Annotated in this window: 13 protein-coding genes; 11 read left to right on the top strand and 2 right to left on the bottom strand. The window is 69.4% G+C overall.

Annotation, left to right across the window (positions count from 1 at the left end; genetic code table 11):
• The first annotated feature begins 94 nt into the window (after positions 1-94).
• A complete protein-coding gene (locus ACOCEP_RS36675; protein WP_482334251.1) occupies positions 95-772 on the top strand; it encodes a GntR family transcriptional regulator in 678 nt (225 codons plus the stop codon).
• Between the two features lie 24 nt (positions 773-796).
• Entirely contained in the window at positions 797-1732 is a 936-nt protein-coding gene (locus ACOCEP_RS36670) for an aminoglycoside phosphotransferase/kinase family protein (protein ID WP_482334249.1), read from the top strand.
• Here the strand turns inward: ACOCEP_RS36670 and aroA are convergent.
• The gene (aroA, locus tag ACOCEP_RS36665) at positions 1729-3015 is read right to left on the bottom strand and encodes a 3-phosphoshikimate 1-carboxyvinyltransferase (protein WP_482334247.1); all 1287 of its coding nucleotides are present in this window, start codon (positions 3013-3015) and stop codon (positions 1729-1731) included. The two genes, ACOCEP_RS36670 and aroA, sit on opposite strands and share 4 nt — an antisense overlap.
• A gap of 88 nt (positions 3016-3103) precedes the next feature.
• On the opposite strand from aroA, the gene ACOCEP_RS36660 reads away from it, so the two are divergent.
• Together ACOCEP_RS36660 and ACOCEP_RS36655 are read left to right on the top strand one after the other, a co-directional pair.
• Positions 3104-4804, top strand: a complete 1701-nt coding sequence (locus ACOCEP_RS36660) for a CTP synthase (protein WP_482334246.1) — start codon at positions 3104-3106, stop codon at positions 4802-4804.
• Entirely contained in the window at positions 4801-5427 is a 627-nt protein-coding gene (locus ACOCEP_RS36655) for an NUDIX domain-containing protein (protein WP_482334244.1), read from the top strand. The genes ACOCEP_RS36660 and ACOCEP_RS36655 overlap by 4 nt, the downstream gene beginning before the upstream one ends.
• A 157-nt stretch (positions 5428-5584) precedes the next feature.
• Here the strand turns inward: ACOCEP_RS36655 and ACOCEP_RS36650 are convergent, their stop codons facing one another.
• Complete coding sequence (locus tag ACOCEP_RS36650; RefSeq protein ID WP_482334242.1) at positions 5585-6070, bottom strand: DUF1707 domain-containing protein; 486 nt, start codon at positions 6068-6070, stop codon at positions 5585-5587.
• Positions 6071-6185: 115 nt separating this feature from the next.
• Between ACOCEP_RS36650 and xerD the strand changes: the two genes are divergently transcribed.
• From xerD to ACOCEP_RS36615, 7 genes are all read left to right on the top strand, one after another.
• Positions 6186-7088, top strand: a complete 903-nt coding sequence (gene xerD, locus ACOCEP_RS36645) for a site-specific tyrosine recombinase XerD (protein ID WP_482339886.1) — start codon at positions 6186-6188, stop codon at positions 7086-7088.
• A 92-nt stretch (positions 7089-7180) separates the two neighbouring features.
• Positions 7181-8197 (top strand): ParA family protein, encoded by a 1017-nt coding sequence (locus ACOCEP_RS36640; RefSeq protein ID WP_482334240.1) that lies wholly within the window; start codon positions 7181-7183, stop codon positions 8195-8197.
• On the top strand, positions 8194-8619 hold the full coding sequence (locus tag ACOCEP_RS36635) for a cobyrinic acid a,c-diamide synthase (protein ID WP_482334239.1): 426 nt from the start codon (positions 8194-8196) through the stop codon (positions 8617-8619). Before ACOCEP_RS36640 ends, ACOCEP_RS36635 begins: the two co-directional genes overlap by 4 nt.
• Positions 8619-9554, top strand: a complete 936-nt coding sequence (locus tag ACOCEP_RS36630) for a segregation and condensation protein A (RefSeq protein WP_038511564.1) — start codon at positions 8619-8621, stop codon at positions 9552-9554. The genes ACOCEP_RS36635 and ACOCEP_RS36630 overlap by 1 nt, the downstream gene beginning before the upstream one ends.
• Entirely contained in the window at positions 9551-10315 is a 765-nt protein-coding gene (gene scpB / locus ACOCEP_RS36625) for an SMC-Scp complex subunit ScpB (RefSeq protein WP_482334237.1), read from the top strand. Before ACOCEP_RS36630 ends, scpB begins: the two co-directional genes overlap by 4 nt.
• On the top strand, positions 10305-11057 hold the full coding sequence (locus ACOCEP_RS36620; RefSeq protein ID WP_007035528.1) for a pseudouridine synthase: 753 nt from the start codon (positions 10305-10307) through the stop codon (positions 11055-11057). The genes scpB and ACOCEP_RS36620 overlap by 11 nt, the downstream gene beginning before the upstream one ends.
• 93 nt (positions 11058-11150) lie before the next feature.
• Complete coding sequence (locus ACOCEP_RS36615) at positions 11151-13019, top strand: Xaa-Pro dipeptidyl-peptidase (protein WP_482339885.1); 1869 nt, start codon at positions 11151-11153, stop codon at positions 13017-13019.
• Positions 13020-13079 lie beyond the last annotated feature (60 nt).

Genomic DNA, 13079 nt, shown 5'->3' with positions numbered 1-13079 from the left:
ATCCCAAATATCACCCCGCGGTGGCCCGTCGTCAAGGTTTCTGCCGATAAACTCGGTGTTACGAGCTGTTACGGCGGTGGTGAAGGGGGCTCAGGTGGCCGAGGAAGGACCGCGTCAGCCGCTGGCCGCGACCCGGCAGCGGGTCCGCGACGAGCTGCGTGAACGTATCCTCGCCGGACGGCTGAAGCCGGGGGACAGGCTGGTCGAACGCGAACTCGCCGAGGATCTCGGCGTCTCGCGGGTGCCGGTGCGCGAAGCCATCCGCAGCCTGGAGGCCGAAGGATTCCTCGCCGTCCAGTCACCCCGCCGGATCGTCGTGCGCCAGCTGGCCAAGGCCGACGTCGAGGAGCTGTTCGACGTCCGCGAGGCGCTCGAAGGACTCGCCGCCGGGCTGGCCGCCGAACGGGCGGGCAAGGCCGAACTCCGCGCGCTCGAACGGCTGCTCACCGATGCCGCCCGCGCGACCGAGAGCGGCGACCCGGCCCGGATCACCCAGCTCAACACCCGCTTCCACGACCAGATCGTCGCGCTCGCGGGCAACGGCCTGCTGCACGAGATCCTCCGCCCGCTCGAGGGCAGGCTGCGCTGGCTGACCAGCCAGAACGAGCATTGGGGCGAACTGCTCGACGAGCATCGCCGCCTCTACGACGCGATCGCTTCGGGTGACGCCGACCGTGCGCGCGCCCATGCCGTCGAGCATGTGCGGGTCAACCGCGAAGTGACGTTGAAGACACTGTTCCCCGAGGATGACGGAGAACGCTCCGCGGGCTGAATCGGACATGTCAGACTCGCGGGCATGATCACCGACGAACAACGGGCCGCCCGCACCGCGCGGGCGGTGGCCGCCGCGGTCTCCGCGGGACGAGACCTGGGCATCACCGTCACCGAACCCGAGGTCCTGTACGACGTTTTCTCCGTCATCGTGCGGCTGGCGCCTTCGCCGGTCGTCGTGCGGGTGCCGACCGTGCTGCCCCGCACCACGACACCGGAGACACAGCTGACCGATCAGCGGCGCGAACTCGCCGTCGCCACCTGGCTCGGCGAGCAGGGGCTTCCGGTCGTCAAGCCGAGCTCGTTGGTGCCGGCGGAACCGGTTCAGCGTGACGGTTTCTCGATGACCTTCTGGGAGCTGATCGAGTTCGTCGAGGACGCGAACCTCGCCGTGGAGCACTCGGCCAGGCTGGTCGCGAAGCTGCACGCCACGCTCCGCGACTATCCCGGCGAGCTGGCGTTCTTGAACGGTCTCGACCCGTTCATCCCCGACGGCCTCGCCCAGCTCGAAGGCAGGCCCGACCTGCTCGACGCGGGCGACCTCGACCGCGCGCGCCGCGAATGGGAGGTCTTCCGGCCACTGCTGGAATCGGAGGAGGCCTTCGCCAAGGCGTTCCCGAACGCCACCGTGCAGCCGGTGCACGGTGACGCGCCGGGCTACAACCTGATCGTCACCACCGAAGGCGAGCTGTACTCCGACTTCGAACTGGTCAACCGTGGCCCGATCGAACGCGATCTCGCCTTCAACGGACCGGAAGGCATCGCGGCCTACAACTCCGCCGCCGCCGAACTCGGCCTGCGCGAGGTCGACGAAGGCGTGCTGCGGACCTTCGAGGCACTGGGCCTGCTCCAGGTGGTCGCGTGCCTGTCGATGGCGCCCGAGCTGCCGATGCTGGTCAACGGCATGAAACCGATGATCGACCAGTGGCGGGCGACGCCGTTCGCGGGCGGGCTCGCTTAGCCGAGCATCGAGGTCCAGGCCTCGGCGAATCCGGGGAAGGTCTTCCCGACCGTCCCCGGGTTCTCCACCTCGACCCCTTCGACCTTGAGGCCGAGCACCGCGGCCGCCATCACCAGCCGGTGGTCGTCGTAGGTGCGGAACTTCCCGCCGTGCAGCGGCGCCGGCGTGATCCGCAGCCCGTCCTCGGTCTCGCGGACGTCGGCGCCGAGCGACGACAGTTCGGTGGCGAGCGCGGTCAGCCGGTCGGTCTCGTGGCCGCGCAGGTGCGCCACTCCGGAGATGACCGACGGTCCCTCGGCGAAGCACAGCAGCGCCGCGATCACCGGCGTCAGCTCGCCGACGTCGTGCAGATCCAGTTCGACGCCGGGGATCGTGCCGCCGCCGGTGACCGTCAGGCCGCCCGCGTCGAGTTCGGCGGTCGCGCCCAGGACGGGCGCCAGGCTGCGCAGCCAGTCCCCGGGCTGCGTCGTCCGCTGCGGCCAGCCCGCGATCCGCACCGTGCCGCCGGTCGCGATCGCGGCGGCGACGAACGGCGCCGCCGTCGAGAGGTCCGGCTCGACGATGTACTCGGGACAGGAAAGCCGTGTCGGGTCGACGTGGAACTCGGTGCCCTCACGGTCCACAGTGGCCCCGAACCGGCGGAGCATCTCGACGGTCATCGCGATATGCGGTTCGCTCGGCACCTGGCCGCCCACCAGGCGCACGGTGACACCCTGCTGGAACGAGGGCCCGGCGAGCAGCAGCGCGGACAGGAACTGGCTCGACGCCGAGGAGTCCAGATCGACCCTGCCGCCCCGCAGACCGCCTTCGCCGTGGACGGTGAAGGGCGGTGCCTCGCGGCGGTCGTCGTCGATGCGGGCGCCGAGGTCGCGCAGCGCCTTCAGCAGCGGCCCGATGGGACGGCGGCGGATGGCCTCGTCGCCGTCGAACAGTGCCGGGCCGGTGCCCAGCGCGGCGAGCGCGGGGGTGAACCGGGCGACCGTGCCCGCGTTGCCGAGTTCCACCCGGACGGTCTCGTCGGGATGGACGCGGCCGGGGCCGAGCGGGTGCACGAGGTAGCCGCCGATGCTGCCCTGCGAGTGGGCGCCGAGGGCGTAGATGGCGCCGAGCATGAGGCGCGCGTCCCGGGAGTCGAGCGGGGTCCGCACCCGCGTCGGCGCGCTGGCGAGCGCGGCGAGGACGTAGGCCCGGTTGGTGATCGACTTCGAACCGGGGACGCGGATGTCCGCGTCGAGCGGGCCTTCCGCGACCGGTGCGGTCCAGGTGTCGTGCGCGTCTGTCACGTCGCGAGGGTAGCGGTTTTCCACTCCATCGGACGCTTGCGGCGTGGCCGATGAGCGCTACGGCGGGCGTGCGATAAGGTGGAAGCCCGTGGGACTTCAGTCGCGGGCTACCAAGTATGTCTTTGTCACCGGAGGCGTTGCCTCCTCTCTGGGTAAGGGACTCACGGCTTCCAGCCTGGGTCAGCTCCTTACCGCACGTGGGCTCCGGGTCACGATGCAGAAGCTGGATCCGTACCTCAACGTCGATCCGGGCACGATGAACCCGTTCCAGCACGGTGAGGTGTTCGTCACCGACGACGGCGCCGAAACCGATCTGGACATCGGGCACTACGAGCGTTTTCTCGACCGGGCTCTCGACGGCAAGGCGAACGTCACCACCGGGCAGGTGTACTCCGAGGTCATCGCCAAGGAGCGCCGCGGTGAGTACCTCGGCGACACCGTGCAGGTCATCCCGCACATCACCGACGAAATCAAGGCGAGGATCACCGCCGCGGCGGGCGCCGACGAGGACGGGAACAGCCCGGACGTCGTGATCACCGAGGTCGGCGGCACCGTGGGCGACATCGAGTCGCTGCCGTTCCTGGAGGCCTGCCGTCAGGTCCGCCACGACGTCGGCCGCGACCAGTGCTTCTTCCTCCACGTCTCGCTGGTCCCGTACCTCGCCCCGTCGGGTGAGCTGAAGACCAAGCCGACCCAGCATTCGGTCGCCGCGCTGCGCAACATCGGTATCCAGCCCGACGCGCTCGTCTGCCGCGCCGACCGCGAGCTGCCGGAAGACCTCAAGCGCAAGATCGGCCTGATGTGCGACGTCGACACCGAGGCCGTCATCGCCTGCCCCGACGCGCCGTCGATCTACGACATCCCGAAGGTGCTGCACCGTGAGGCGCTCGACGCCTACGTGGTCCGCCGTCTCGGGCTGCCGTTCCGTGACGTCGACTGGACCGTGTGGGGCGACCTGCTCGACCGCGTGCACAACCCTTCGGAGACGGTGCGGGTCGCGCTCGTCGGCAAGTACATCGACCTGCCGGACGCGTACCTGTCGGTCACCGAGGCGCTGCGCGCGGGCGGATTCGCCCACCGCGCCAAGGTCCAGATCGAGTGGGTCCCGTCGGACTCCTGCGAGACCCCGGCCGGCGCCGCCGCGGCGCTGTCCGATGTGGACGGTGTGTTGGTGCCCGGCGGCTTCGGCGTCCGCGGCATCGAGGGCAAGGTCGGCGCCATCGCCTACGCCCGCACCCACGGCCTGCCGCTGCTGGGCCTGTGCCTCGGCCTGCAGTGCATGGTGATCGACGCGGCGCGGAACCTGGCGGGTATCAAGGACGCGAACTCGGCCGAGTTCGAGGACGGCCCGAACCCGGTCATCTCCACGATGGCCGACCAGCGTGACGTCGTCGCGGGTGAGCGCGACATGGGCGGCACGATGCGTCTGGGCGCTTACGTCGCGAAGCTCAAGCCGGGCTCGCAGGTCGCGAAGGCGTACGGCAGCACCGAGGTCTCCGAGCGGCACCGTCACCGCTACGAGGTCAACAACGCTTACCGCAAGCGCCTTTCCGACGCCGGTCTGGTGTTCTCGGGTACCTCGCCCGACGACCACCTGGTCGAGTTCGTGGAGCTGCCGGCCGACAAGCACCCGTTCTTCGTCGGCACCCAGGCGCACCCGGAGCTCAAGAGCCGCCCGACCCGCCCGCACCCGCTGTTCAGCGCGTTCGTGAAGGCCGTCGTCGACCGCAAGGTCGCCGAGCGGCTGCCGGTCGAGCTGCCCGAAGCCGCCCAGACGGCGGCCCGGTGAGCGAGCCCGGTAAGCACGAATTCACCGTCACGTCCACAAAGGACGTCCACATCGGACGTGTGGTGGGGCTGCGGGTCGACGAGGTCGTGATGCCCGGCGGCGGCACCGCGCGCCGTGAGGTCGTCGAGCATCTCGGCGCGGTCGCCGTCGTCGCGCTCGACGCGGACGGCATGGTGACGCTGATCCACCAGTACCGCCACCCGATCGGGCGGCGGCTGTGGGAGCTGCCCGCCGGCCTGATCGACAAGGCGGGGGAAGACCCCGTCGGCGCGGCCAAACGCGAACTGGTCGAAGAAGTCGGGCTCAGCGCCGAGCGGTGGGAGACCTTGGTCGACGTCGCGGCGTCGCCCGGCTTCACCGACGAGGTCGTCCGTGTCTATCTCGCCCGCGAGCTGTCCGAAGTGGACAGGGAGATGCTCGGCGAGGAGGAGGCCGACCTCGTCATGCGGAAGTTCCCGCTCGCCGAGGCGGTCCGGATGGCGCTGGCGGGCGAGCTGGTGAACGGGGCGACCGTCGGTGGCGTGCTCGCCGCGCACGCGGTGCTTTCGGGGGCGGCGTCGTCGCGGCCTTCGGACGCTCCGTGGGAGGACAGGCCGACGAAGTTCGCTTCGCGCGGCCTCTGACGCTCGCGATCGCCCCTTGAAGTACGTGAAGGCCCCCTTCACTGCGCCTAGCGCAATGAAGGGGGCCTTCACGTACTTGGGAAGGAGGCCTTCACGTACTTGGGAAGGAGGCCTTCACGTACTTGGGGAAGGAGGCCTTCACGGACCGGACACGGGTTCAGTCGCGGAGACGGCGGCCCTGCGCGTCCGTGCCGCCGTTCGCCAGCAGCACGATCCCGTCGACGATCGGCCAGACCACGCCGACGCCACAGGTCACCACGACGACCGCCAGCTGGCCCAGAGCGAGCCCGACATGACCGGTGTAGAAGCGCCCGATCCCGAACGGCAGCACGATCTGCAGCACCCCGGCGGCGATCTTCGACTTGGGCGAGTAGGGCAGCACCGCGGCGGGCCGCTGGTACACGGGCACGAACGGCGGCGGGTCGAACCGCGGCGCCAGGGACTTCGGGTGCGGCGCGGGCAGGTCCTGGAACAGCGGCCGGAGTTCGCCGAGCGTCACGGCCTCGTACGCGGCGAGGACGCGCCCCTCGTACTCGTCCGGCGTGATCCTTCCCTGGCTGTAGTGGTCGCCGAGCAGCCGCGCGGCCTCTTCGCGCTCGGCCGTGCCGACGCGCATCTCGTCCGGGTCCGGTTGCTGCGACATGCTCCCAAGGTAGCCCGTTTCACACCCGCGGCGCGGTCCTCGAATGCCACCAAGAGGTTCTCGGTGGTCCTAGAGTGTCCGTGTGTCACGGGCCGGCGATACCGGAGTCGCCCAGGTGGTCGCCGCTTACCTCGACCATCTGGTGGTCGAGCGCGGAACCGCGAGGAACACCCTCGACAGCTACTCCCGTGACCTGCGCCGGTACACCGCGTACCTCGGCGACGCGGACGTCGAGCGCTTCGCCGACGTCACCTCCGCGCACATCACCTCATTCGGCGCGGCGCTGCGCGAGGGCGACGAAGAGCATCGGCCGCTCGCCGCGTCCTCGGCGGCGCGTGCGCTGGTCGCGGTGCGGGGGCTGCACAAGTTCGCGCACGCCGACGGCATCACCGAGAACGACCCGGCCCGCGAGGTCCGTCCGCCCACCGCGGCCAAACGGCTGCCCAAGGCACTGCCGGTGGGAGACGTGCTGAAACTGCTGGAAACCCCGCCGCCCGAGGGCGAACGTCCGCTGCGGGACCGGGCGCTGCTGGAACTGCTCTACTCCACCGGCGCGCGGATCTCCGAGGCCGTCGGGCTCGACGTGGACGACATCGACGACGCCGAACGCACCGTGCTGCTCGACGGCAAGGGCGGCAAACAGCGCATCGTGCCGATCGGCCGTCCCGCGCTGGAAGCGGTCCACGCGTACCTCGTCCGCGCGCGCCCGGCGCTCGCCACCCACGGCCGGGGAACGCCGGCGATGTTCCTGAACGCCCGCGGCTCCCGGCTTTCCCGGCAGAGCGCGTGGCAGGTTCTCAAGGACACCGCGGAATCCGCCGGGATCACGGCGGGCGTTTCGCCGCACACGTTGCGCCATTCCTTCGCCACACATCTGCTCGAGGGCGGCGCCGACGTCCGCGTCGTGCAGGAACTGCTCGGCCACGCCTCGGTGACCACCACCCAGGTGTACACGCTGGTCACGGTCAACACGCTCCGCGAGGTTTACGCGACAGCACATCCGCGCGCGCTCGCCTAAACGACCCGGTCGATCCCGGCGTGCCTCGTTGGCTCGACTCCCGGATCGCGCATAGGCTGCCGAGGATCCTGCCGAAGAGGAGCTTTCGCGTTATGTCGACACCGAACGAGCCGGCGAAGCCGTCCGCGTCCGCCGGTTCGGCTGCCGCGAGCCTCAGCCAGGTGACCATCGCAACCCCCGCCGAACACGACGGCGACGAACCGTCGGAGGACACGATCTCTTCCCGCGGCCGTAAGGCCAAGCGCGCCAAAGAAGCCAAGCAGCAAGAACTCGAGAAGGACGCGATCGGCCCCACCGGCCGTCCGTACCGCGAGATCCCGGATCCGCCGCCGCTGGACCGGCACGGTCCCGCACTGGTGATGGCCATGTGCAACCAGAAGGGCGGGGTCGGCAAGACGACCTCGACCATCAACCTCGGCGCGGCGCTGGCCGAATGCGGCCGCCGGGTGCTGCTGGTCGACTTCGACCCGCAGGGCGCGCTCTCGGTCGGCCTCGGCATTCAGCCGCACGAGCTGGACCAGACGGTCTACAACGTCATCATGGAGCGCTCGGTCGCCATCACCGACGTCATCCGGAAGACCCGGGTGGACGGCGTCGACCTGCTGCCGAGCAACATCGACCTGTCCGCGGCCGAGGTCCAGTTGGTCGCAGAGGTAGGGCGCGAACACACTTTGTTACGGGTCCTTCGCCCGGTCATGAACGACTACGACTATGTTCTTGTCGACTGCCAGCCCTCGCTAGGCCTGCTGACGGTGAACGCACTGACCGCCGCGGACGGTGTGATCATCCCGCTGGAGTGCGAGTTCTTCAGTCTGCGAGGCGTAGCGCTCCTGATCGACACCATCGAGAAGGTGCAGGAACGCCTCAACCCCAAACTGGACATCACCGGGATTCTCGCCACCATGTACGACCCGAGAACCCTGCACTCGAAGGAGGTCATGGCGAGAGTGGTGGAGGCATTCGGCGACACCGTGTTCGACACGGTGATCAACCGCACCGTGCGGTTCCCCGAGACGACGGTCGCGGGCGAGCCGATCACGACCTGGGCTCCCAAATCAGCGGGCGCGGCGGCGTATCGCGCGCTGGCACGCGAGGTGATCGCTCGGTGAGCAGGCGAGCTTCCCTGCCCGGAGCGTCCGAACTCTTCAGGATCACCTCCAGCCCCGCCCTCGATCTGCCGCCCGCGCCCGAACAGCCCGCCTCCGCGAAGGGGAACGGCAACGGGAACGGTTCCGGGAACGAGACGGGGCACGCGCACAAGGAACAGCTGACCCGTGCCGCGCGCAGCGGGTCCGGGCGGACCAAGCACGACGCGAAGATCACCGTCTACGTCTCCGGCGACGAACTGCTGGCGATGGAGCAGGCCAGGCTGAACCTGCGCGCGAAGCACGGCCTAGTGCTCGATCGCGGCAGGCTGGTCCGCGAGGCGGTGGCCGTGCTGCTGGCCGACTTCGACGCGGCGGGCGAGGACTCGGTCCTCGTCCAGCGCCTGCGGGCGGGCAGCGAGGACGGGAAAGAGACCGAGAACTGATGGACGACCCGGCCGCGGCTGCTCCCAGCGGCTCAGAGCCGGTCGAGCGGACAGAGGCAGACGAGACCCCCGTCGTGCACGAGACCGTGCACGGCGGGATGGTCCCCGAAGGACTGGCCAGTGAAGAGCTGAGCACGTCCAAGTTCAAGGTGCACCTGGAGAACTTCGAGGGCCCCTTCGACCTGCTGCTCCAGCTGATCTCGCAGCACCAGCTCGACGTCACCGAAGTCGCGCTGCACCGGGTCACGGACGATTTCATCGCCTACACCCGTGCGCTCGGCACGGAGTGGAACCTCGACGAGACGACCGAGTTCCTGGTGATCGCGGCGACCCTGCTCGACCTCAAGGCGGCGCGCCTGCTGCCCGCCGCCGAGGTGGAGAGCGAAGACGATCTCGCCCTGCTCGAAGCACGGGACCTGCTGTTCGCGCGTGTGCTGCAGTACCGGGCGTACAAGCAGGTCGCGGCCCTGTTCGGGGAGCTGGAGGCCGGCGCGCTGCGGCGGTACCCGCGGTCGGTCGCGCTCGAAGACCGGTTCATGGGGCTGCTGCCCGAGGTGATGCTCGGCGTCGACGTCGGGAAGTTCTCCGAGATCGCGGTCGCGGTCTTCAAACCGAAGCCGCCGCCGACGGTGTCGATCGCGCATATCCACATGGGCCGGGTCTCGGTGCGCGAGCACGCCGCGCTGCTGCGGCTCAAGCTCGCGGAACGAGGCGAAGCGACCTTCGGCGAGCTGGTCGAGGACTGCGAGCACACCGTCGAGATCGTGGCGCGGTTCCTCGCGCTGCTGGAGCTGTACCGGGAGTCCTCGGTCCAGTTCGAGCAGCTGGAGGCGCTCGCCGAACTGCATGTGCGCTGGACCGGCGGGTCCGTGGCGGAGGCGTCGGTGGCGGCCGAACAGGACCGCGCCGCCGTCGAGGACGAGGAGTACGGGTGACCCCGGAAGAGACCGAGAAGACCGAAGAGGCCCCCGAGATCAGGGATGGGCTGAAAGCTCCCATCGCCGAGTCCGAAGAGGTGAAGGACGCTTTCGTCGCGTCGGACGAGGTGAAGGACGCTTTCAGCCCGCCGGAGGCGGACGAGGCCGAGTCGGGGGAGGCGGAGCCGCCCGCCGACGAAGGTCTCGTCGCGGCCGGTGACGGCGACTATCCCGACGTCACCTCCGACGAGGCGCTCGAAGCGGCGCTGGAGGCGTTGCTCCTGGTCGTCGACTCGCCGATCAGCGAGGAATCGCTCGCCGAGACGGTCGGGCAGCCGGTGTCGCGGGTGACCGTGGCGCTGCGCACGATGGCGCAGAAGTTCACCGAGCGGACCAGCGGAATCGACCTGCGCCGAGTCGGCGAAGGGTGGCGGTTCTACACTAGGGACGTCTATGCCCCGTTCGTGGAGAAGCTTCTGCTCGACGGCCAGCGTTCCAAGCTGACGCGAGCCGCACTGGAGAGCCTCGCCGTGATCGCCTATCGGCAGCCGGTGACCAGGGCCAGGGTCGCCGCCGTCCGAGGGGTGAACGTGGACGGGGTGATCAGGACGCTGCTGGCGCGCGGCCTGATCGAGGAGATGGGGACCGACCCCGAAACCACTGGCACGCTGTACGTGACGACCGAGCTGTTCCTGGAGCGACTGGGCCTCTCGTCCCTGGCCGACCTACCGCCCATCGCTCCGTTGCTACCCGAAGTGGACACCATCGATGACATCTGACCCGCATCCCGACGGCATTCGGCTGCAGAAGGTCCTTTCGCAGGCGGGCGTGGCCTCGCGGCGCGCGGCCGAGGACCTGATCGTGCGCGGTCGCGTGAGCGTGGACGGCAAGGTGGTCACCGAACTCGGCCGCCGGGTCGATCCGGACAACTCCGTGATCCACGTCGACGGCACCCGCGTCCAGGTCCGCGAGGACCTCGTGTACCTCCTGCTGAACAAGCCCAAGGGCGTGCACAGCACGATGAACGACGACCGCGGCCGTCCGTGCGTCGGCGACTACCTGCGCGGCCGGTACGAGGAGACGCCCGGAATCGTGCACGTCGGCAGGCTCGACGAGAACACCGAAGGCCTGCTGCTGCTCACCAACGACGGCGACCTCGGGCACCGGCTGATGCACCCGTCGTTCCGTGTGCTGAAGACCTACTTCGCCGAGGTCGAGGGCATCGTCCCGCGCGGGCTCGGCAAGGAACTGCGCGCGGGTTTCGAGCTGCCGGACGGCATCGTCAAGGTCGACCAGTTCCGCGTCAAGGACATGCTGGCCGGGCGCACCCAGATCGAGCTGGTCATCCACGAGGGCCGCAAGCACATCGTGCGGCGGCTGATGGCGGCCACCGGGCACCCGGTGCGCAAACTGGTCCGGACCGCGCTGGGAGACGTCCAGCTCGGCGCCCAGCGGTCGGGTTCGATCCGGCGGCTGAACCGTGGCGAGGTCGGCTCGCTGTACCGCGCCGTCGATCTCTAAGACTTTCCGCTCTACTGCACCGGTGATCTCCGCGTTTAGCTCTCCTTGACGGGCTTTCAGCCGACGGGGAAGGGCTCAACGGTGAAAACAGTTGTGCTGGCAGGGATCTTGGCGGTCGCCGCGGCCGTGGTCGCGGCGCCGCAGGCCGCGGCGAAACCGCGGGCGAGCGAACCGGTCTACGACTTCGCCCAGGCCGTCCGCGAGACGGCCTGGGTGGACATCGGGCTCGACGGGGACGGCGACGGCCGTTCGGACCGGGTCGCCGCCGACATCATCCGCCCGAAGGAACCGGCGGCGCAGGGCAAGAAGGTCCCGGTCATCATGGACGCGAGCCCGTACTACTCGTGCTGCGGGCGTGGCAACGAGAGCGAGCTCAAGACCTACGACTCGGCGGGCAGGCCGGTCGGGTTCCCGCTCTACTACGACAACTTCTTCGTCCCTCGCGGGTACGCCGTGGTCCTGGTGGATCTGGCCGGTACCAACAAGTCCCGCGGCTGTACCGATGTCGGTGGCCCCTCGGACGTCAATTCGGCGCGCAAGGTCGTCGACTGGCTGAACGGACGCGCGAACGGTTACACGACGGCGACCGGCCCGGCCAGGAAGAACGCGACCTGGTCGACGGGCGCGGTCGGCATGATCGGGAAGTCCTACGACGGCACGGTGGCCAACGGCGTCGCCGCGACCGGCGTCGACGGGCTCAAGACCATCGTGCCGATCGGCGCCATCAGCTCCTGGTACGACTACTACCGCTCCGACGGCGCGAACCTGCGGCAGGGCAGCCCGGCGGGGCTCGCGCAGACGGTGTCCCGGCGAAACGGCGGGCAGAACTGCGCCGCGGCGAACCAGAAACTCGTCGAGGGTGCGACCTCGAACGGCGACTACAACGCGTTCTGGCTCGACCGGGACCACGTGCAGAGCGCCTCGAAGGTGAAGGCGAGCGTGCTCGCTTCGCACGGTCTCGGCGACCTCAACGTCAAGACCATCAACTTCGGGCAGTGGTGGGAAGCGCTCAACGTCGAGCGCAAGATCTGGCTGACGCAGGCCGGTCACGTCGACCCGTTCGACTATCGCCGGTCGGAATGGGTCGACACTCTGCACAAGTGGTTCGACCACTACCTGCTCGGCGTCGACAACGGCATCGAGAAGACCCCGGGCGCGAGCGTGGAACGCGAGCCCGACGTCTGGGTGGACCAGCCGGCGTGGCCCGCGGGCAACGCCGTCACCCTGCGCCCCGCGGCCGGAACCACTCCGGGCGTCGGCACGCTCGGCAGCTCTCCTGGCACGGGCACGGTGTCGTTCACGGACTCCTCCGGTCAGACCTCCAACAGTTGGGCCGCGAAGCCGACGGAGACTTCGAACGGGCGAGTGCTGTTCAGCACCGGCGCGCTGGCGAAGGACCTTCACGTGTCCGGAACGGCGAAGGTGACTGTGACCGCGACGCCGTCGACGTCCACTGCGCGTCTTTCGGCGATCCTGGTGGACTACGGACCGGCGACCATCCGGAACTACACCGGACCGAAGGAAGGCATCAAGAACGAGCTGACCCAGTCGTGCTGGGGTTCGAGCGCTTCGGGCAACGACGCGTGCTACCTGAACACGAGCACCGACGCGGTTTCCGTGGGGCTGAACATCATCAGCCGCGGCTGGGCGGATCTGGCCAACCACGGTTCGCTGAGCCAGGAGTCGCCGCTGACGCCGGGGCAGCCGTACACGATGACGTTCCGGCTGGCGAGCACGGATCACGTCGTCCCGCAGGGACATCAGCTCGCGCTGATCATCGGCGGGACGGACGGCTCGTTCATCTCGGGACCGGCGCAGTACCCGAGGATCACGGTGGATCTGGGCAAGACCTCGCTGGCGCTGCCTGTCTCGGGCTCGGGACCGTCGGCGGTTCCGGCGGCGCTTCCGGTGGCTCCGGCGCAGATCGCTCCCGCCACCGTTTCGGGGCTTGAGCGCGGCTAGCCGAACGCTAGGAACGGTCCTTTCCTGGCAAATTTCGCAAGGAAAGGACCGTTCCTAGCG

Source organism: Amycolatopsis sp. CA-211722 (genome assembly GCF_056828465.1).
Note: the sequence above shows the minus strand (reverse complement) of the source record. Positions and strands in the feature narration are given on the sequence as shown.